The organism is Roseovarius confluentis (genome assembly GCF_002917925.1).
Lineage (GTDB): Bacteria > Pseudomonadota > Alphaproteobacteria > Rhodobacterales > Rhodobacteraceae > Roseovarius > Roseovarius confluentis.
The window spans coordinates 400,850-421,754 of the sequence record NZ_PPFE01000004.1 but is presented as its reverse complement, the minus strand read 5'-3'; the positions used below and the strand labels follow the sequence as shown (position 1 = coordinate 421,754).

At 60.1% G+C, this 20,905-nt stretch carries 19 protein-coding genes; 11 read left to right on the top strand and 8 right to left on the bottom strand.

From position 1 onward, the window contains the following. Window positions 1–20 precede the first annotated feature (20 nt). Window positions 21–1,424, bottom strand: a complete 1,404-nt coding sequence (locus C2I35_RS12555) for an aminotransferase (RefSeq protein WP_103763373.1) — start codon at window positions 1,422–1,424, stop codon at window positions 21–23. Window positions 1,425–1,969: 545 nt separating this feature from the next. On the opposite strand from C2I35_RS12555, the gene C2I35_RS22165 reads away from it, so the two are divergent. After that, window positions 1,970–2,116: a hypothetical protein gene (locus tag C2I35_RS22165; RefSeq protein ID WP_170067201.1), complete on the top strand. Its 147-nt coding sequence runs from the start codon at window positions 1,970–1,972 to the stop codon at window positions 2,114–2,116. Window positions 2,117–2,190: 74 nt separating this feature from the next. Here the strand turns inward: C2I35_RS22165 and C2I35_RS12550 are convergent, their stop codons facing one another. From C2I35_RS12550 to C2I35_RS12520, 7 genes are read right to left on the bottom strand one after another with little or no spacing between them, the layout of a single operon-like run. After that, entirely contained in the window at window positions 2,191–3,480 is a 1,290-nt protein-coding gene (locus C2I35_RS12550) for an MSMEG_0569 family flavin-dependent oxidoreductase (protein WP_103763372.1), read from the bottom strand. Next, entirely contained in the window at window positions 3,462–3,740 is a 279-nt protein-coding gene (locus tag C2I35_RS12545; protein ID WP_103763459.1) for an MSMEG_0570 family nitrogen starvation response protein, read from the bottom strand. Before C2I35_RS12545 ends, C2I35_RS12550 begins: the two co-directional genes overlap by 19 nt. After that, on the bottom strand, window positions 3,733–4,710 hold the full coding sequence (locus C2I35_RS12540; RefSeq protein WP_245890481.1) for a sll0787 family AIR synthase-like protein: 978 nt from the start codon (window positions 4,708–4,710) through the stop codon (window positions 3,733–3,735). Before C2I35_RS12540 ends, C2I35_RS12545 begins: the two co-directional genes overlap by 8 nt. Next, window positions 4,707–5,252 carry an MSMEG_0567/Sll0786 family nitrogen starvation N-acetyltransferase gene (locus C2I35_RS12535; protein ID WP_103763370.1) on the bottom strand — a complete coding sequence of 182 codons (546 nt, stop codon included), beginning with the start codon at window positions 5,250–5,252 and terminating at the stop codon, window positions 4,707–4,709. The genes C2I35_RS12540 and C2I35_RS12535 overlap by 4 nt, the downstream gene beginning before the upstream one ends. Next, on the bottom strand, window positions 5,249–6,367 hold the full coding sequence (locus C2I35_RS12530; protein WP_103763369.1) for an MSMEG_0568 family radical SAM protein: 1,119 nt from the start codon (window positions 6,365–6,367) through the stop codon (window positions 5,249–5,251). Before C2I35_RS12530 ends, C2I35_RS12535 begins: the two co-directional genes overlap by 4 nt. Window positions 6,368–6,371: 4 nt before the next feature. Beyond that, window positions 6,372–7,337 (bottom strand): Nit6803 family nitrilase, encoded by a 966-nt coding sequence (locus C2I35_RS12525; protein WP_103763368.1) that lies wholly within the window; start codon window positions 7,335–7,337, stop codon window positions 6,372–6,374. 60 nt (window positions 7,338–7,397) lie between these two features. Beyond that, a complete protein-coding gene (locus C2I35_RS12520; RefSeq protein WP_103763367.1) occupies window positions 7,398–7,880 on the bottom strand; it encodes an MSMEG_0572/Sll0783 family nitrogen starvation response protein in 483 nt (160 codons plus the stop codon). A gap of 254 nt (window positions 7,881–8,134) precedes the next feature. Between C2I35_RS12520 and C2I35_RS12515 the strand changes: the two genes are divergently transcribed. The 10 genes from C2I35_RS12515 to C2I35_RS12470 all read left to right on the top strand — a co-directional run bounded on the left by C2I35_RS12515 (window position 8,135) and on the right by C2I35_RS12470 (window position 20,528). Then, window positions 8,135–9,496, top strand: coding sequence for an aminotransferase-like domain-containing protein (locus C2I35_RS12515; RefSeq protein ID WP_103763366.1), 1,362 nt, complete (start codon window positions 8,135–8,137; stop codon window positions 9,494–9,496). A 432-nt stretch (window positions 9,497–9,928) separates the two neighbouring features. Then, on the top strand, window positions 9,929–11,305 hold the full coding sequence (locus C2I35_RS12510) for a serine/threonine protein kinase (protein ID WP_103763365.1): 1,377 nt from the start codon (window positions 9,929–9,931) through the stop codon (window positions 11,303–11,305). 23 nt (window positions 11,306–11,328) lie between these two features. Next, on the top strand, window positions 11,329–12,591 hold the full coding sequence (locus C2I35_RS12505) for an FHA domain-containing protein (RefSeq protein WP_103763364.1): 1,263 nt from the start codon (window positions 11,329–11,331) through the stop codon (window positions 12,589–12,591). Continuing rightward, complete coding sequence (locus C2I35_RS12500) at window positions 12,575–13,480, top strand: PP2C family protein-serine/threonine phosphatase (protein ID WP_103763363.1); 906 nt, start codon at window positions 12,575–12,577, stop codon at window positions 13,478–13,480. Before C2I35_RS12505 ends, C2I35_RS12500 begins: the two co-directional genes overlap by 17 nt. A 17-nt stretch (window positions 13,481–13,497) precedes the next feature. Further along, the gene (locus tag C2I35_RS12495; protein ID WP_103763362.1) at window positions 13,498–14,772 is read left to right on the top strand and encodes a P-loop NTPase family protein; all 1,275 of its coding nucleotides are present in this window, start codon (window positions 13,498–13,500) and stop codon (window positions 14,770–14,772) included. Between the two features lie 206 nt (window positions 14,773–14,978). Then, complete coding sequence (locus C2I35_RS12490) at window positions 14,979–16,967, top strand: dynamin family protein (protein ID WP_245890480.1); 1,989 nt, start codon at window positions 14,979–14,981, stop codon at window positions 16,965–16,967. Window positions 16,968–16,981: 14 nt separating this feature from the next. Beyond that, window positions 16,982–17,899, top strand: coding sequence for a dynamin family protein (locus tag C2I35_RS12485; RefSeq protein ID WP_245890479.1), 918 nt, complete (start codon window positions 16,982–16,984; stop codon window positions 17,897–17,899). A gap of 26 nt (window positions 17,900–17,925) precedes the next feature. Further along, window positions 17,926–18,282, top strand: coding sequence for a hypothetical protein (locus C2I35_RS12480; RefSeq protein WP_146050031.1), 357 nt, complete (start codon window positions 17,926–17,928; stop codon window positions 18,280–18,282). A 26-nt stretch (window positions 18,283–18,308) separates the two neighbouring features. Continuing rightward, window positions 18,309–19,091, top strand: a complete 783-nt coding sequence (locus C2I35_RS12475) for a hypothetical protein (RefSeq protein WP_103763358.1) — start codon at window positions 18,309–18,311, stop codon at window positions 19,089–19,091. A gap of 279 nt (window positions 19,092–19,370) precedes the next feature. Beyond that, the gene (locus C2I35_RS12470) at window positions 19,371–20,528 is read left to right on the top strand and encodes a response regulator (protein WP_146050030.1); all 1,158 of its coding nucleotides are present in this window, start codon (window positions 19,371–19,373) and stop codon (window positions 20,526–20,528) included. The last annotated feature ends 377 nt before the right edge of the window (window positions 20,529–20,905 follow it).

The following is a 20,905-nucleotide window of genomic DNA, read 5'->3' as shown; positions in this document are numbered from 1 at the left end:
TGTTGATGGTGAGGGAAACCTCATATCTTTCCGGCAGCCAGATCTTCGGCTGCGCGCGTCAGAGCGTTCTCCAGAATGGCGACGATCTCATCGATTTCGCTGCGCGAAATGACAAGCGGTGGCGACAGGATGCAGAGGTTCTCGTAGGGCCGCACAAGAAGCCCGGCTTCCTGGCAATAGGCATCGACGCGCGCAGCGAGCGCCATATTCTGCGCATTCGGACCCGCTTCTTCTCCGGTCCAGCATTCTACGCAAGCCATGAGGTGATCGCCGCGCACGGTGTAGACGATGGACGACGAAAGCAACTCTCGCAGCCGACTTATGAAGTAGGGACCGACATCCTGAACGTGGCCACAGATATCGTCGCGCTTCATGATTTTGATGTTCGTCAGTGCCGCAGCGCATGCGACCGGATGCCCGGAATAGGTGAAACCATTGGAGAACACGGGCTTATCTGCCGGGGCGGCATCAGAAACGGATTCGGCGATCCGATCAGACACAAGCAGTGCACCAAGCGGCTGATATCCCGAGGTTATGCCTTTTGCCGTCACGATCATGTCCGGGATTATTCCAAACCGCGTCTCGGACGCGAAGAAATGGCCCAAGCGACCGAAACCGGTGACGACCTCGTCTGAAACGTAAAGAATATCGTACTTGCGGCACAGATCGAAAGTGGCCTTCTGGTATCCGTCAGGCGGCGTCAGCACGCCGCCCGAGGCGAGGATCGGCTCAGCAACGAAGCAGGCCACGTTTTCCGGCCCGAGCCGCCGGATCTCGGCTTCCATCTCTTCCAGCAGTTCCTTCAGGCGACCTTCGGCACTTATTGAATCCCGGTCCGGGTCGTGACCGGGGCTGGACAGATGGTGTACAAATTCCGTTTCGTAGTGGAAATGCGTTCTGTCCGCCGCCTTGCCCGACAGCGACTGGGTCAGGTAGGTGCCGCCGTGATAGGCGTTGACGCGAGACAAGACATGCCGCTTCTCGGGCCTGCCCTGAGCTGAGAAATAGTAATGCGCGGTCCGCACAGCCGATTCCACGGCCGTGGATCCGCCGGTCGTGAAATGCACCCTGTTCAGGTCCCCGGGCGACAGCTCCGCCAAGGTCTCTGCCAGCATCGCGGCCGGTTCGCTCGATACGTCTCCAAAGGCGGTGTAATAGGCCATCTTTCGCGCCTGCTCGCCTATGGCATCTGCCAGTTCCTCGCAGCCATAGCCCACCGTCATGCACCACATGCCACCGATCGCATCAAGATAGCTCTTGCCTTCGGTATCGCGCACGCGCACGCCCTTGGCGGAATTCATGACAAGAGCCTGTTGCTTGCCGAGCGCCTGCAAATCCGCCCAGGGATGCAGCACGTGTCGGGCATCTTTCTCCGGCAAGTCCAGCTCGTTTCGCAGCTCCGCGGTCTCCAAGAGTGTGTCCATAGATCGTCTTGCTCCTTTGCCCTACACGGGTGAGACGGAAACGAATAACGCGTTCCGACATGCTCCCCTCATAGGGGCAGGTGGATTTCTGTCTTTGGGGCGGCGACTATCCGACCCGAACACGTGCTCGGGCGTATCGCTCCTTTTTAGAACCCCGGTCTTTGTCTTTGGCGCGTCGACGGCGATCTTCCGTTTCGCCACGACCGCTCTTAGGTCAGCGCCGGTCAAGTCTTCGTCGACGGTGCTGGGGTCAGGCTACCCGAGCGCTGCGCAGACTGCAGCAGAGCGCGGCGTAAAAACGTCTCAAACGGCAATTGATCGGACTTTGACCGATGCGTAAGCGCTTTGGAACGGTCAACGCCAAGTATTTAGGCAGATACTAAAGCAAGCAAGACGTCTCTCGCCCCATGAACCTGCCCCATCCTGGTGAAGGAGCGCCTGAGCTGACCAACAATGAAGTCGCTCGGGGCGAAGTCATCGGAGTTTCTGTAGCGGTCGCGCCCTCGGGCCAACGCGGTCCAGTGTGCAGCTCGCGAGGAGAATTGGTGCGCGAACGTGACAAGGCCGCGCGGAAACCGGACTATCTGTGCAGAGTCACGCTGATCGAGATGATGGCGGGAACGCTGGTTTCATGCGTCGAGGGCATTGCCCCATCGAAGGATCTCTTGAAGACCTGTCATGGCTCTTACTGAATATTCCATGCACCCAGGGTCAGTATTTGCGGCGGGCTTGTCCACGCCGACACCGCAAGGCGCCACAAGCCTTGTCATCCGAATCTTCGGCCTTTCGAGCCTTCGCTCAGTCGGCGGATGATGCAGCTGGCCACATGAGCCGCGTCTTCGCCCACGCTGAGGAACCGGCCAGAACCCCAAGTGTGCAACCAACCCAACCCGAGAAAATAGACGCCATCCAGGTCACAGACCCCGCGCTGATGGATGGGCCGACCGGTGTCATCCAAGCAGTCGACCTGCAACCAGCCATAATCCGGGCGGAACCCGATACACCACAGGATCGACGTGATGCCCTCCTCCGCGGCATCTATCCGGGTGATCTCTGTCTCCGGGCGCCAGACTTTTTCGAACGGCGGTTCTTCGGGGGCGTCGATCCCGGTCTCGTCGATATACGCGTCGATCATCTTGCGGATGCCGACATAGCTTTCGTCCGCATCATCGAGGTTCTTTTCCAGGTTGGAGGCAAACGTGATCGACGTGCCCTCCATGCCTGTCACAGACCCATAAAGCTGCAATCCATCCAACGCGAATTGGCGCAGGTCGATCTCGTGGCCGCCATCGCGGCCGGACATGTAATGGTTGGTCTTGGCCTCGGTCGCCCTTGGGTCGGGCTGCTGGTCGATAGTTCGCTCATAATAACCCATCTCATGCAGCCAGTCCGTGGCATCGCGCCCCCGGTACATGCGGGGGCTGCGCGGGGCCGGCCCCACGGCCAGCGCCACATCGCGCCCGGCGATGCGCAAATCCTCCATCAGTTGCACACCCGACTGACCGGTGCCAACCACAAGGCACTTGCCCTCGGGAATATTCTCGGGGCGCTGATAGTCGCGTGTATGCAATTGCGTGATGGATCGGTCGAGATCAGCGGCAAAGGGTGGCGTTATCGGTCGGTCATACCCGCCGGAGGCCACGATCACATGCTCGGCCAGCCAAAGCCCGTCGTCGGTGTCCACCTCGAACCGTCCCTCGTCGGTCTGTGCGACGCGGGTGACGGCGACGCCCTCTTGCAGCGGGGCGTCGAAGCTGTCGGCGAAGGCTTCGACATAGTCGACGATTTCGTCCTTGAGCATGAAGCCTTCCGGGTCGTCGCCCTTGTAGGGGAATCCCGGCAGACGACATTGCCAGTTGGGCGTGACAAGACAGAAGCTGTCCCAGCGCTGGTTCTTCCAGGCGTGAAAGCGGGTGTTGCGCTCCAGCACGACGTGCTCGACGCCATCGCGGCAAAGGTACCACGAGGCCGAAAGCCCCGCCTGGCCTGCACCGATGATGACCACCGGGATCTGTGTGCGAGATTGGGGGATGGGTCTTACGTTATCGACAGGCATGTGACGGTCTCCTCGGGGGAAAAATCGGCGGCGCGGGCCTTGATCGAGGCGGCCTGTGCGTCTGCCGACGAGCAGCGGAAGCCGAACTTGGCCTCGACGCGGCGCGCGGCGTGTTCGAGCCCGGTCTCACTGCGCTTCAGGAACTCGGACAGCGGATAGCTCTTTCCGGCTGTCAGATGCTCGTGGATCGTGGTGGACGGGGAATAACAGGTGTCTTCCCTGCCATCGGGCCAGCGGATGCGAAAAGTGACTTCAGGCATGAGCGGGCTCCTTTTCTGGTGCAAGGCCGAGATAGGGATCTACGGCGTGATCCCAGAGCGTCGCACGTTCGGTGTCATCGTGCAGAGTGACCTTGCTGCCTTCGGTGATGCGCCCGATGGCGGCGGCGGCGATGTCGCGCGCGCCGAACCGATCCAAGATTGTCGGCACATCGGCCGGCTTGGCCGCGAGCAAAAAGCCGAAGCTGGGAAATGTGGTCATCCAGCGCGACAGATCTGTGTCTGCGGGTCTGGGGATTGCGTTGATGTCGATCTCGATGCCCACGCCCGAACATTCGGCCAGCATCACGGACGTGCCGGCGATGCCGCCCTGGCTGATGTCCTTTCCAGCGCGCACCAGACCGGCCTCGGCGAGGTCAGGCAGCAGGGTCAGATCGCCGCGCAGCCGCTCTGGCTCGACGCCTAGGAACGCCGGGAAGTTGTCACTCTCTCCCGCGTATGCGCCGCGCAGGTCGATGGCCGCGATCAGCAGGTCTCCGGGTTCAGCATCAAAGCTGGTGATCAGAGCCTTGGCGTGGCCGAACATGCTGGCGGCAAGCTGGGGCCGGTCGGTGCGCAGGTTGGAATGTCCGCCGACGATCGGAATGCCATAGGCGGCGCTGGCCTCGGCCATGCCTTTCAGAATCTCGGCGGCGGCCTCGGCATCAGGCGCCCAAAGCGCATTGGTCAGCGCCGTAGCGCGTCCGCCCATGGCGGCGATATCCGAGGCATTGACCATGACCGCGCACCAGCCCGCGAACCACGGCGCGTCGGCCACGAACTCGTTCATGAAACCTTCGGTCGCCAAAAGCTGCCAGCCGTCGCCAGCGCGCAGGGCGGCAGCGTCGTCGCCGGGGCGTCCGGGGCTCTCCTGCCCGAGGCAGAGCGCGCGGCAGACCATTTCGATATCGCGCTTGCCCGTCACGTGCGGATGCGCGGCCAGAGTGGCGGTGAGGGTCGCCAGATCCGTCACGCCGCCCGCCGTTTCGTAAGCGCCATCCAGCCGCGGGCCGGATCCTCGATCGGCGGATAGGCGGCCAGATCCGCGCGCATCTTCATATGCGGGTGGCCATGCAGGTCTCGTTCACCGAGTGAGGTCCAGTTAAGCTTCTCAAATAACGGCACGTTCTGCATCTGCACATAGGCGAGGAAGAGCTTGCACCCGCGCCCATGCGCCGTGCCGACCGCCAACCGGATAAGTTCCGCGCCCAAGCGCCCGACCCGGCGATAGCCCGGCGCCACGGCAAGGCGCGAGCCCCACCAGACCCGGGGATCGGTCTCGTGAATGCGAACCGTGCCCACGACCTCGTCCGCCTCGGACGCCATGGTCGAGATCGCCACCAGCGGCAAGGCGACCTTGTCGACCTCGTCGCGGTCGTGGTCCGGAAAAATGCCCTGCTCGGTCACGAAGGTGCGATGCCGCAGCGACGCCGCACCGCCGATCTCCCACGGCAACGTGGCCTGACGGATCAGGAATTCCGGTGTGACAAAGACCTCGGGCTTTTCGATGATCATGCCGGAACCCTCTCGCGCGGTGCAAACTTTTCGAAGGCCGACAGGGCCGAGCACGCGCCGCAGCGTCCGCAGCCGGCCTTGATATCCTCCGCCCGCATCCCGTTCTCGTGGATCATCCGGGCCAGCGGCGGCAGGACGCTGTGCATGAACTCGGCCGTGGGCGACGGATGGCTTTCAAGCGGCGTGCCCGAAACCGGCACGAAGGGCACCACGAACGGATAGACCCCCATTGCCGTCAGACGCTCGGACATGTCCAAAATGGCCTCGCTCGTATCGCCCAGCCCCGCAAGGATATAGGTCGAAACCTGCCCCCAGCCGAACACCTCCACAGCGGCTTCGAAACTGTCGAAATACTTCTCCAGCGGCACCGTCGCCTTGCCCGGCATGATCTCCGCGCGCAGCTCTGGCGTGACGACCTCCAGATGCATGCCCAGGCTGTCGATGCCCGCATCCTTCATCCGGCGGTGCCACGCGTCGTCGTCTGGCGGCTCGCATTGCCCTTGCAGCGGCAGGTCGACGGCGGCGCGGATGGCCTCTGCGCTCTCGGCCAGAACCTTGGCGCCACGATCCTTGCCCGCCGGCGTGCCGGTGGTCATGACCATGTGCCTGACACCGTCCAGCCGGACGGCGGCGGCTGCCACCTCGGCCAGTTGCGCCGGCGTCTTGTGCGCGACGGTGCGCCCGGCGGCGAGGCTTTGGCCGATGGCGCAGAACTTGCAGGTCTTCTTGCGGCTTTCATAGCGGATGCAGGTCTGCAGCACGGTCGTGGCCAGCACATCCTTGGAATGCAGCTGCGCGATGTGACCGTAGGGAATGCCGTCGGCCGTCTCCAGATCGAGGAAACTGGCCCGCTTGGGAAAGCTGACCTCGGCAAAGAACGCGCCGTCCTTGGTGACCCTGGCCTGTCCATCGGCGTCGGGCGCATCGACCACATAGGGGCTATCGAAAGCGGAGTGCGTATGGACCGGGATCATGACGGTCATCCCGTCGATGGTGACCGCCTTGTGATCGGTCGGACCCGCCCCGCCACGGCGGCTGTCGGCGCCGGCATGCGGGTCGACCATCCGCATGCCGCGGGTCTGAAGATCGGTGATCAGGGAACCTGTCTGTGCCATGGGGTCAATCCTCCAGCGGTATGGGCTCAAATGGCGTTTCGGGCGCGGCCAGATGGCGTGTGGCGACCGGCGTCGGGTCGTGGCGCAGTGACAAAAGCTCGGGCCGGGCATAGTGCCCGACGCTGTCCATCATGCGTTTGCGTTTGGTCACGAGCGCCATGTCGAGATCGGCATATAGGATGCCTTCCCCCTCGGTCAGGGGCGGCACCGCGTGGCGGCCTTCGGGCGTGATGATGCAGGTCATGCATCCACCGCGCAGGCCCTTTTGCAGGGCTTCATCGGGCGTGACGGACGCGATCTGCTCCTCGGTCAGCCAGCCGGTGGCATTCACCACGAAACAGCCGGATTCCAGCGCGTGATGCCGCATCGTGACCTCGATCTGATCGGCGAAGATATCGCCGACAAGGCTGCCGGGGAACTGGGCGACATGGATGTCCTCGTGCTGGGTCATCAGTGCGTAGCGGGCGAGCGGATTGTAGTGTTCCCAACAGGCGAGCGCGCCGATGCGGCCCGCGCGCGTCTCCACGACCTGAAGACCAGAGCCGTCGCCCTGCCCCCAGACCATGCGCTCATGATAGGTCGGCGTGATCTTGCGCCGCTTGAGCACAAGGGTGCCGTTGGCGTCGAAGATCAGCTGCGCATTGTACAGCGAGCCGTGGTCGCGCTCGTTTATGCCCAGCACCACGACGACGCCATGATGCGCACAGCGTTCGGCCACGCGGCGCGTGTCATCCGAGGGCACCGCGACGGCCTGCTCATAGAGATGCAGGTGCGGTTTGCCCTGCTGCACCGGCGGCAGGACAAAGGAAAAGTAGGGATAGAACGGCACAAAGGTTTCTGGAAACACCACCAGATCGGCCCCGTGTCCGGCGGCTTCATCAATGGCGTCCAGCACGCGCGCCAGTGTCTTTTCCCGGCTGGTCAGGTCAGCGGCGATCTGGACGGCGGCGGCTTTGACGTGGCGGGGCATGACGGCTCCGATACTCTTGTGAATTGCGCCGGGACCAGCGTCGGCCCCGGCTGACGGCGTTCACACCGTCCAGGTGTCGACGATCACGGCATTGTCGCGGACATGGAGCAGCTTCAGGTCCAGCACGTCCTGCGGTGCGATCGGGATGATTCCCTCCAGCAGCGACGGCTCGCCGTGGCCGTAAAGCGCCTGAAGCGCGAAGCGGCAGGCATAGACCTTGCCGCCCTCGCCCATGAACTTCTTGAGGTTGTCGGCGAAATTCTGATGCCCGGGAAAGGCCGCGTCCCCAAGGGTGGGAAAGCCGCGCTGGATGCCCAAGGTCACGCCGGGCCCATAAAGCAGGATCGACGTCTCGAAGCCTTTCCGGTTGAGCCGGATGGCGTTGAGGATGTTGACCAGACCGATCGAACCCTCGAAGGCGACGGTATGAAAGGTGACCAGCGCCTTCTGGCCTTCCTCCGCCTGAACATCCTCGAAAACCTTGTCTTCATAGTCGACGAAGAAATCTCCGTCCTTGTGCTTGTCCATTGTGACTGCGGGCATGCGTATCCTCCGATTGGCCGTTTGCCGGTTGCGTTGAATGCCCTCAACCTGCCCAGCGAAACAGAATGCAATCAATAGGAAATACAATTTTCCATACAATAAAGCTCACAATGGCCCTACTGGCAGCGCAATACGTTGAGTTCTGAGGCTCATATGCTCAATTAAAAAGCTAATTCCGCACACCTCCAATTCGCGGCGCATTTTTTTCCATACAAAGGGCTTCAATTCACAACGAATCAATGTATGGATATTGTATGCAATCTTGGACCCCGACATTACGCCCTGACGGCGCCGCCCGGTATATTCAGCTTGCCGATGCCATAGCGGAGGGCGTTGCGAACGGCACGCTCAGCCTGGGCGACCGGTTGCCGCCGCAGCGGCGGCTGGCGGATCGGCTTGGCATCGACTTTACCACCGTGTCCCGTGGCTATGCCGAGGCGCGCAGACGGGGCCTGATCAACAGCCATGTCGGACGCGGCACCTTTGTCGCCCGCGCCCCGGCAGAGGCCGAGCGGCCGGAGTTGCGGAGACAGTCCGACGCGGACCTGACCATGAACCTGCCGCCCGAACCTCAGGACGCCGACTTGCTCGAGCGGATGCAGGAGGGCTTGCAGACGGTCTCGGCAAACCTGATCGACCTGCTGCGCTATCAGTCCGCAACCGGCGGACAGGTCGACAAGGATGCCGCCTCGACGTGGTTGTCTCTGCGCGGGCTGGTGCCGTCGCTGGATCGGATCGCCGTCACACCGGGTGCGCATCCGACGATGCTGGCGATTCTGATGAGCATCGCGCGCCCCGGCGATACGGTCCTGTGCGAGGATGTTACCTATCCGGGCCTGCGCAGCATCGCCGGACGACTTGGCCTGCACCTCGTCGGCCTGCCCGGAGACGCGGAGGGGATCGACCCTGACGCGCTCGATACCGCGATCAGGCAGCACGCTCCGAAGGCGCTCTATCTGAATCCGACCTTGCAGAATCCGACAACGCGGACGATTTCCCTGGCCCGCCGCGAACGGATTGCCGAAGTCATAACCTCCTGCAAACTGCCCCTGATAGAGGATGACGCCTATGGCTTTATCCCGCCCAACCCGCCAGCGCCGCTGGCGAGTTTCGCGCCCGATCTGGTCTGGCATATCGGCGGTTTGGCGAAATGCATCGGTGCCGGACTGCGGTTGGCCTATACGGTCGCGCCCAACAGTCACGCGTCGCGCGAACTGGCCCATAACTTGAAGCTCATCTCGGTAATGCCCTCGCCCCTCATGATGGCGCTGGCGACACGGTGGATCACCGACGGCACCGCCGACCGGATACGACGTTTCATCCGGGAAGAAACCGTGGCCCGTCAGGCCATCGCGGCGCAGGTTCTTTCAGCCTCGAATTACGAGTCCCTTCCACACGCGTTCAATATCTGGCTACGCTTGCCCATGGGCCTCGGTCGCGCCGAGGTGATTGGACGCATGGCCGGGACCGGCCTTGGAATAATGCCGTCGGATGCTTTTACAGTGTCAGGCGAGCCGTCCGAGAGCCTTCGCGTGTGCCTTGGCGGCCAAATATCACGCAAAGAGTTGAGAGACACTTTGGGCCTCCTTGCATATATAACGTCCAGCCAGTTTTGATCTACGGTCGCCTTCCGCGACATTCTGGGCCGTACATCCAATCGCATATGTCCCACACCGGCGCACCTCGGTTCGCCCAAAGCGCGCACGTGCGGCGCATGTCTTAAGGTGCCAGCCAATGCGGCTCAGCGCCACACACGTGCGCACGGCCGCTTCGGGCCCTTCGCGACGGTCCGACAGTCAGGGCGGGAAGCCGACCTACGCTGCGCGTGCGCGGAATGATCGACAGACCGAATGAACCGGACATTCATCCGCAAACTTTGGGGTCTACGCGGAGATGTGGAACCAAATATCGAACGTATTTCTTCGTAATGCCAAGTCTTTGGACGACTACCGCCATGTTTTCATCACAATGTCCGCTCAACTTCGGCGGGTCTGTCCGAGTGTTTTGAGTTTCTTCAAAGTCTTCGAAAGCCCCGGGAAAGCCCTGACGTGCAAAGCAACGCGACCAATCTGAGTCACTGCGAATCCGATGATCTTTCGCCGGGTCAGACCTTGCTTCACGGCCAATACAAGATAGAGCGGCACCTGATCGGCGGCGGATTCGGAATGACTTATCTTGCCCGCGACAGCCTCGATCGGGTGGTCGTGGTCAAGGAGTGTTTTCCCAGCACGATCTGTCGCCGTGTGAACGGCGAGGTGCGACCTCACAAGCCCGAGTTTCAGCAACAGTTCCAGAAGGTCATTCGCAGCTTCCTGCGTGAGGCACTGCGCATGGCCAAGTTCGAACATCCCAATATCGTGAAGATTCATCAGGTCTTCCAGGAGAACAACACCGCCTACATCGCGATGGATTTCGTCGACGGCATGGACCTTCTGACGATGCTCGAAATCGAGCCCGAACGCATGACCGACGAGCTTATCGAGAGCCTTCTTCGCGAAACGCTCAGTGCGCTGGAATACCTGCATGGGACGGGTATGCTGCATCGCGACATATCACCGGACAACCTGTTGGTCGACACGAGCAACAAGTTGACCATGATTGATTTCGGCGCCGCAAGCGAAGAGAAAGCACGACAAACCCGGGCCCTGTCACACATGATGGCCGTGAAGGACGGGTACTCGCCGCACGAGTTCTATTACACGGACGGAGACCAGAAACCGTCAAGCGACATCTACTCTGTCGGCGCCACATTCTATCACCTGATCACCGGAAACGCGCCGCCCGATTGTCAAAAGCGGATCGCCGCGCTGACATCGGACTTGCCGGATCCCTACACACCCCTCGCGACTGGAAACTGGGCGTTCGACAGGGGCTTTCTGTCGGCGATCGACAAGGCGCTTTCCGTGGCGCAGAAGGATCGTTTTCAGTCTGCGAAGGAATGGCTGGACAGCCTGGAAAGAGGCACGGCTACCGAGCCACAGCCGGACCTCTCCACCAACATCAATGCCGGCTTGCAGCCAACCGAGGCGCCCGCACGGCCTGTCACGATGGCCGCACCACCCTGTCAGGACGCATTGGAAGATGACCACGAACTGGCTTCGACGATCTCGTCGCTGGTTCAAGACACCAACACCAAGGTCAAACCGAAGACCTCGAAGAAAGACGTGGAACCGGTGGAAGAAGCCACTGAAGAAGCCTCGCAGCTGGTCGATATATTCGGCCAGCCGATCGAAGATCTGGAAGGTTGGCTTGAAGAAAACGACGGCAGGAAAAACCGCAAGCAGGCTCGTGCCGAGTCAGGCGAGGATTCGCTACTCGCTCAATCGGCCTTACCCGAGGATACGGACACGCGACGGAAAACAGGCAGCGGGCTTCTGCGCGCATTGAGACGACTCGCCAAAAAACGCAACGGCAGGTTGGCGTGAGTAGATAAAAGAAAGGATAAAACATGAAATTCATTCGCGACATCATTGGCGAGAAACGGCAGGCGGACGGCTCGACTTCCGCAATGCCGATGGCAACCACAGCTGCACCCGAGGCGCGCGTCCCAGATATGTCTTCCGCCGCTGTTTTGGGTCGCCACACTGATACCGGCTACGACGCATCCGGGTCCGACACCCAGATTGAAACTCCGGCGCAGCTGCAAGACGAGACGGATGCGGATCCAGGCATGAGCGAGGAGGTCGCAAAGTTCTTCGCCAACTCCGATGAGCCGAACCTCTTTCTCGACGAATACGACGACTCCTTCGAGACCTATGAGGACGTCGAGGATGACGTTTTCGGTTCCGGGGTCACTACACCTGCCGCAGAGGCGCGTTCCGGCCAAACGGCCGCACAGGACCATGGTGCAGACGCGGACCCGACGATGTCCGTTCAGGTAGAAGAGACGGCAGACGCGCCTTCCATGCAGGCCACGTCGGATCAACTCGATGAGTTGTTGAAGGAAGATCTGGACCCGTGGGACGTCATCGGCACGAATGACGGTACGAAAACTCAAGCGTCATCTCCTGCCGGACCCAGTGCCGGCGCGGGGCAATTCACGGAAGAACCCGGCCCCATGGAGACCAGTGACGCGGCACCGCATCAAAGGGCCGGGATGCCACAACAGTCCATGCGCCCTGCCGGTCCGTCCGAGCCGACGATGCAGGCCGGTCCCGCCCCGCAACCCGCCGCCGAGCCGCGCGCGGCCGTCGAGGTCCCGCAACCGGCCGTTGGTCGCGGTGCCAGCCGTCACGGACGCGTCAAGACAAGGCTACTCGGGTTCAACACGGCAATGGAGACGGAAACGGACCCAATGTCGGATAACGACAAGGCGAGTGAGGCGCCCTACACGTCATTCCCCGTCGGCTGGCTCATCGTCGTCGACGGGCCCGGGCGTGGATCGGCGTTCACATTGTTTCAGGGTGTCAGCACGATCGGCCGGGGCGAAGATCAGACCGTGCGTCTCGACTTTGGTGACAACAGCATTTCCCGCGCAGGCCATGCCTCGATTGCATACGACGCCCGGCACAAAGGCTTTTTCATCGGACACGGCGGCAAGGCGAACATCGTTCGCCGGAATGACAGACCTGTCTTGAGCACCGAGGAACTGGCGGCGGGTGACACGATCATGATCGGCGAAACGTCGCTGCGGTTTGTGCCTCTCTGCTGCCAGGGCTTTTCCTGGGATCAGGAAACAGACGCGGGCCGGGCCTATGCAAACCAAGGCTGATTTCACCTACGACTCCGCGATGGTCACCGAGCTTGGGCGCCGCGAGCGTCAAGAGGATGCACTCGCTTCGGATTTTCCATCGGGCCAACCATTCGGCTTTGTCGTTCTGGCGGATGGCATGGGCGGACACAAGGCTGGTGACATTGCCAGCAAGATCGTCGTAACCGAGGTCTTCAGCGGCCTGAAATTACAATCCGGCGATCCGGAGCTTCTCGAGTCGCGGGTATGCGACGCGCTCAAGGGGGCTGCCTTGAATGCCAATGAATGCGTGGGGCACTACGCGCGATCCCATCCCGAGGCTCATGGAATGGGGGCAACGCTGCTCGCGACCATCTTCATAGAGGATCGTTTGTACTGGGTGTCCGTCGGAGACTCTCCGTTGTTTCTTTTCCGCAACGGAACTCTGACGCGCCTGAACGACAACCACGCGCTATCATCGCAGGTCGAATATCTTGTCGGGTCCGGGCTCATGAACCGCGAGGACGCGCTGCAGCACCCTGACCAAAGCTGTCTGACGTCGGTTCTGATTGGCAAGGACATCAATCAGATAGACTGCCCCGACGTAGCTTTCACGCTCTTCGAGGATGATATCCTGATCTCGGCGAGTGATGGGCTCCAGTTCATCTCGGAAGAACAGATCGAAAGCTTGCTGAGGTTCCAGCACAAGAACTCTGCCGAAAGGATCAGCGCCGTATTGGCCGAAGAGATCAAGAACCTGGATGATCCCGCACAGGACAATCTGGCAATCTGCGTCGTGAAAGTGCTGAAGAAAGGTGCCTTCGCAGAACCTGCGGACGTGCATGAAACCGTCGAACGCCTCGATAACGGCAGAACGGAAACGCTTACGATCTTGGCTCGCGTAAGACGATCCAAGTCCGCGGCCGGGTAAGGCAGATCGGAGAAAAAATGAACACCGCCGAGCAGTTGGACCCCGTCATTGATCGTCTTGGACGCGTGCTTGACCGTGGCAATCTGCCACCACCCTATGCGCGGTGCGGTGCGCGGCTTCTGTCGCTCCTGACCAGGCCGGTGCAGGTTGTCGTAACCGGTTTCGCGGGAAGCGGAAAAACCAAGCTGCTTGAAATGATGTCGGCACATCCCGATGTCGGACACGATCAAACGGTCCCGGTCTTCGAACTTTCGTACGGCGACACAGAACAGGCCCTGATCGAACGCGCGGACGGCTCGGTGTCGATGGTGCGGGGGTTCCTGAAGCAGTGCGAGATACCCACGGACGCCTTGCGCGTCCGCCAGGAACTGCCCGATCCGAACCTTATTCAGCAGGACTACATTGAAATCGGTCTGGACGGCACGGAGGAGGAACGTCAGAGCGCGCTTGAAGCCGTGATTTCGCGCGCTGACCTCGTTATCTGGTGCAGTCAGGATTTCACCCAGGAAGAACAGAGGCTCTGGTCCGCGGTTCCGGATCACATCAAGGATCACAGTGTTCTTGCCCTGACACAGGCGGATCAGCTGCTGATGCGCGATGTGTTGAACGACAACATCGCGCGGCTGGAGCCCATCGTCAGCAACGAGTTCCTCGGGATGTTCCCGGTTGCAACCATTCAGGGCGTCACCGCGCAGACCGGCGCAGAACACGTCAATGACCCGTTGTGGGCGGCCAGTGGGGGCAAGAGCCTGATGCAACTGGTCTCTCGGCACATCCGACACGGCAGGACCGCCGACATCGACCAGGCGCGGGTCTTCCTCGATCGTCTCGCGCTCAAAATGCCGCCGGACGCAGAACAACGTCCCGCGGCCCCTAAAGCAACGCCAACGCCTGTGGGCGAGACCGAGACAGACGTTTCGCAGGATCTCCGGAGTGAAGCACCTCGTGATGACGAGGCGCGTGATGAAACAACGATCGGTCTTTTGTCCGAGGCCGTGGATGTGCTGCAGCGCCACGCGGGCAAGATGTTCGATGCGCTCGATGAAAGCGAAGATGTTGACAGCACGAAAATAATCGACTGCTGCAGCGACGCGATCCGTTCCGTAAGCAACCTCATGGGATCGGGAACAGGTAACGCCGCGACGGATGCGCTGCAGGGTGATCTGCAGGATGGCGAGGAAATGCTGATGCTCTTTCAACTTGAACGGGGCGAAGACGCAGCCGTCGATGCCGTCGCGCTGGTGCTTCAACTGCGCAAGGAACTGGCGGGAAAGATGGCTGCCGGAAGTTAGCGAGAGCCAATGTTTTCTCGCACACACGTCCAACTATGACCACAATTCTTGGGCAGTTTTTACCCAAGCGCGAGCGCCGAGCAGGACAACACATAGACCACGCCGCGACTGCGCGAACAACAGGTGCCTTTATGAACATCGAAGCGAAGTTTGATACTGCGACAGAAATTCGGGCCTCGTCAGGCCCGTCCAACCTGCGGGCTGGCATGGAAAAACTCGCGGATTTCGCCCAGGACACCGAGGCACTTGAAGACGCCATCGACGCGCTTGGCGAACTCGTGGGCGAGGAAAGCCGGAAACCGATTGATCGCCTGAAGAACGAACTGGCCACGTTCGAGCCTCGCGTGACCGTTCTCGGACAGGTCAAGGCCGGCAAGACAGCATTGATCAACGCGATTGCCGGTTGGTCCGACCTCTTGCCATCCGACGTCAACCCGTGGACGTCCGTGGTGACATCCCTGCATCTGACCCCGGCAAAAGAACGCGCCGAGAAAGGTGCCCGGTTCCGCTTTATGACCGAAGACGAATGGGCACGACTGACCACCAAGGGCGGGCGCATCGGTGAATTGGCAGACCGTGCCGGAGCAGACAGCGAACTCGCAAAGATTCAGGAGCAAATCGAGCGGATGCGCGCGATGTCGAAGGCGCGTCTTGGTCGGAATTTCGAGCTGCTCATGGGGCAGGAGCACGAATACAGCTATTTCGACAAGAATTTGCTCGAACGCTACATCTGCCTCGGCGACGATTTCGACGTGGATGCGCAAGACGCGATTTCTGACGACCAAGGGCGATTTGCCGATATCACGCGTTCTGCCGAGCTCTTTCTGAATTGTCAGAGCGTTCCGTTCCGCATGTGTCTTCGGGACACGCCCGGCGTGAACGATACATTCATGGTCCGCGAGCTGGTCACGATCCAGGCGTTGCGCGACAGCCGTGTCTGCATCGTTGTCCTGTCGGCCACGCAAGCCCTGACGTCGGTGGACATGGCGCTTCTGCGCATGATCTCGAACCTGAAATCGCGCGACGTGATAATTTTCGTCAACCGGATCGACGAGCTTTCGGATCCGGCGAACCAGATGTCCGAGATCGAGGACAGTATCCGCGCAACGCTCAAGCTCAATGGCGGTCCTGAGGACGCGCAGCTTGTGTTCGGAAGCGCCTACTGGGCAAACATGGTTCTTACGGGCGAGTTGCAGTCCATGCACAAGGCCAGTGCAGATGCTCTCGTCTCGTTCTGCAGGGCTGTGCTGGGCGAAAAGTTCACCCGCAACACACCCGTGGGCGTGATCTGGGAAATGTCGGGCCTGCCGCAACTGATGGAAGCGGTGTCCGACCAGATCGTAACCAGTCTCGGCGCGCCGTTCCTCAAACGCGTTGCCTCCTCCGCAACCACGATCGCAACGTCGCAACAGGCGGTCCGGACGGTCCGGGTCGAAGGTGAGCGCGTCGCCAGCGACCTGAGCTCGGAACAGATACTGGCAGCGTTCGAGCGCATGGCAGAAGACACTGTCGCAACGCTTGAGTCGCAGCTGTCACGCATCTTCGACGATTACAGGATCCGCGCCGATCGTGCCCATGCGAATTTCGTTGAACGCGCAACACACTCCTTGCTTGGCCACCTTGAAAATTACGGCGACGAACATGTCTGGGAATACGATCCAACCGGACTTCGCGTGCTGCTGCGATCGGCCTATTCCGCCATGGGCAACCAGGCACGCAAATCCGCAAAGGCAATTTACGAACAAGCCGTGACCGAGACCGCGGAGCTCTTGTTCCGTGGCTTTGGCCCGGCCGTGGAAGGCATCCAGCTTGCCGTGCCGGACGTCCCCCAGGTGCCCGCACCCGTCTCGCTCAGCCAGACGATCGCGCTGGATTTCAACGATAGCTGGTGGTCGCTTTGGTGGCGCAGGATGCGTGGTTACAAGGCCTTCGCAAAGAAGTTCGGCGATCTCATCAGCGCCGAAACCGAAGACTTCATGGTCCAGATGAAGGACGTGCAAACCGCTGATATTCAGGCGGAATTGCTCGGAGAGTTGGAGCATTTCCTGGAAGAGCAGAGAAGCATCCTGATCAGCCTGACCTCTGACGCAGAACGCCAAGGCAATGCCAAAAGCCTGTTCGACGCATCCGAAAATGAAAACCGCGAACGACAGCTCGAGGACACGCTCGAGACGTTCCGGCGCTACGCGACATGACGAAGGAGACACCGGTGACCCATGATGCATCTGGCGGGACGCCCCGCAAAACCCGTCTGGCCCTGATGGGCGAGTTCAGCGCCGGCAAGAGCACCTTGATCAAGCTCTTTCTCGGCGAGAACCCCCTGCCGATCAAGATCACGGCGACGCGTCTGCCCCCCGTTCTTATCAGCCATGGCGAAGAGGCCGCCTATGCGGTGGGGCACGATGGGGTCGAGACGCGTATCGACATCGACGAGATCGAACAGGTTAGACTGGAAGAGACGCGCCTGATCCGGCTCTACAAGCCCTGCGATACGCTGGAAATCTGCGACCTGATCGACATGCCCGGGATCTCGGATCCGAGCATGTCGTCGGATGTCTGGATGTCTGTCATGGACGAGGTTGATAGTGTCGTGTGGTGCACGCAAGCGACGCAAGCCTGGCGGCAATCGGAAGCCGCCACGTGGCAACAGATTTCGGAACGCACCAACGGAGAGAACTATCTTCTGGTGACCCAGGTCGACAAGTTCCATTCCGAAAGGGACCTCAATCGCGTGATGACCCGCGTGCGCAAGGAAACGCAGGGGCTGTTCCGCGGAACGTTCCCCATCTCAATCACCGAGGCTATTGCCGCCGGAGAGGACGAGGCGAAGTGGCGCGCCAGCGGGGCCGCGGATTTCATCAATGATCTGGTCGAAAACCTGATGAAGACCTCCGCGGTGTCATTTGCCGAACCGGCGTCACTTCACTCGGACGACATGCCTGCTGAAGCTTTCGCATCCGATGAAAAAGCTGCAGAGACACCGTCTGATGACGATGGCAAAGAAGCAGCCGCTTTCCCGGCCGCCGCAGACCAGACGGCAAGTATTGTTCCCAAGCGTGTGCGTGTCCTGACCCAGATGCGCGGTCGGACCGAAAGGCCGGTCAAGGCCCGGATGGCAAACGGCTAGCAGACCTGCGTCCCATGGATCCCTCGATGTCCCTTTCGGAGCGCCTCGATGAACTGAGGCAGACGGTGCCAAGCTGCACCCTTGCCTCGTTCGGCGACATCTCGACGGGACTCGCCCTGCGCACAAGTGCGTCCGACCTGTACAAGCAAGAGTACCTGGACGAAGTGCTGCGCCAGGCATCGGCGAATTTCGAAATGTCTGACCTTATGTCAGGCGACAATGATCTCGTGGTTCTGGCCATGCCGGATGAACTCCGGGTATTCGTGCGATACCAAGCGGGCAATCCGGATGTTGTGTGTTGCATTTGCGATGACCTGTCGGATGTTCCGCTTGCCACTCGGTCAGCTCAGAAAATCCTGGCTGACATGGCGGGGGCGACGTGAAAAGACATTCGAAAACCGCGTCTACGATGAATGACAATGCGACCGCGCACCTACTGCGCGGCATGCTTGACCGTGTGATGGCACCGAGCGAAGCATTAAGCGGAAGCGAAGATATGCCTGCGAGGGACTTTGCCGGGTTGATCAGCCGTCTTACGCAGGAAATCGATGAAACGGTGTTGCCGCGCACGTTTGCCCTGTGTTCCGATAAGGGGACGGAAGCAACAATCGTGGTCTCCAATCGACGCTTGATCGAATTGAAAATCGGCGAGAATAAGTTCGAACCCGACAATGAGCGATATCGCGACGCGGACGCCGTCGCGCGAGAATACGCAAAGGCGATCAAAGCCTTGTTCCTTCGATCCGGCCCGATGCGCTTGCGCCTTGCCGGACGGGCGCCAGCCATAATGACACAAGGCACGACCTGTACCGCAACGCACATGAGCCAATTCGGCCATCAACCAGGTTTCGAAAACCGGCTGAAGACCTTTCTCAAGTTGTCACACTCGCAGTGCTTGGGGTGGATCTACCAGGAAAGCAATGGTCGGATATTGACACATGGGTCTGACGGCGAGCTCACGAAACGGCTGCAGTCTCTTCGAGACATCGTCTTGTCGAAAGCCGAAAGTCGAAAAATTGCCTGCCGCATTGATACGGCGTGCCCATCCTGCTCGGCTTTCGCGATCACGCAGGACGTCCAGGTCTTGGTTGCAGAGGACGGCAACGACCGGGTTTTCGCAGCGTTTTCGAACTCCGGCGTTTTCAAGGCCATCAGCGCATGGCGTCAGGTTTTCCAAGCGTCAGAACGCTAAGCATCCGTTGCAATCCGCCGCAAGGAAACCTGAGGTTGCGCAAGCCAGATCCCAAGCTTGCTGCGTAAAGATCAAAGCTTTAAAATATCAGCCACAAATACGCCACACACATCCTCTGCAAAAGGTCCCGCGGTATAGGCGCGTTGGGCACCACGCCTTGTCATAATTGCCGACCCAACATCAGATACGGGCCAGTCTGGCATCATAATTCTGGCACAATAGTCTATATTTTTTGGTGTTTATGCCTCAAATTGATCAAATTGATTGAGGAAGGTGTTCGTGCAGATCCCAACCCAGCGAGCATGGAACATGTCAATCTCAGATCACGACAAAGACGCTTTTCAGCGACGGCTGCACAAGATGGCCGATGAAGAGCCAGCATTTCGCGTCCTCGTCGTCGACGACGAACCCAGCATTCTGGAATTGGTCAAAACCGCGCTCGAGACGCTGGAAGACTATGACGTTCTGACCGCAAGCTCTGCCGCGGACGCATTCGAGATCATCCTGGATGAAGACGTGCCCTTCGATTGCGTGCTTCTGGACATCCAAATGCCCGACATCGACGGCATCGAACTGCTCGCCGATTTGCGTGCCTTGCCGGAATACGCGGAAACGCCCGTGTTAATGCTGACGGCCATGAGGGATCGAGAATACATTGACGCCGCATTTCGCGCTGGCGCATCCGATTTCATCAATAAGCCATTCGATTTCCATGAACTGCGCAGCCGCATCAAATGCGCGCACGAGCTTGTCCAGGCGCGACGAGCGGCTGAGAAAAGCACGGAAACCCTGAGTAAGCTGAAGCTCAAGACCGCCAAGGTTCATCAGTTCAGTTTCGATGACCCTATTTCGATTGGCGACGTGGACTCCTTCTTGCGATACATCGAGTTTGAAAATTACGTGTCCCATTTGGCGCGCGCGAAGATCTTCGGATCCTACGCCGTTTCGGTGATGTTGCACGACGCGAGACTGTTCTACGATCTTGCTGGCAGCACAAAGTTTCGTGAAGCGATCCAAAGCATGGCCTATTCCATCCATCGCGCCACAGAGGAATTTGAATGCGTCTTTTCCTATCGTGGCAGCGGGATATTCGTGATCCTGGTCCATAGCACCAAATCTTCCGCCAACTTGTTGAGAGCAAAGAACCTCGGAGAACTATTCGGGGCCCGGATCCGTAGCTACATCGACGACGATCGCATAGAGGTGCTGCTCAGCAACCCTGTATCGACGCGTCTGTTGTCTCGGACGGGAACCAAAGGCGCAATTGAAAAATCCGTGACGGCAGTTCAGCAACTCGAAGAGGAACTTCAAAGCTGCGACGAACGTCCCGGCAAAGCAAGCGTCGGGCAGTCACAAGGCGCGCACCAGCCGTCAGAGAAACGCTTTTACGAGCGGGTCTTGCATGAGCTGTTCAGTGAAGAAAACCGTCTTCGCTAAAGGTGCATTGGAGCATTGTCGCCTCAACAGCTTGCTGAAAAGGCAAGTCGATGATTCTGCCCACACTGCGTTGCCCTTTACTGGCCGCGCATCCGCCTCGAGTTGCCGTATCCGACCAACACGAACATCTCGTATCCGAACCATTTCCGCGTGGTGGCGCGTGTCCAGTCCGAGCTTAATCTCGATCCCGAACGGCGTCCCGGTTCATGGGTTCTCGGTCCCGACAAGGACACTCGGCGTAGGCATACGGAGCGAGTAGCCCTTATCTCTCGGCTTGAAGAGGTACTGCATGCCAGACGCCTCGCTGCCTGACACGTTGGCCGATTGCTCCTTGTGGTACGACATGCACCACGCGGTAGGGTGTGCCACATGCGGGT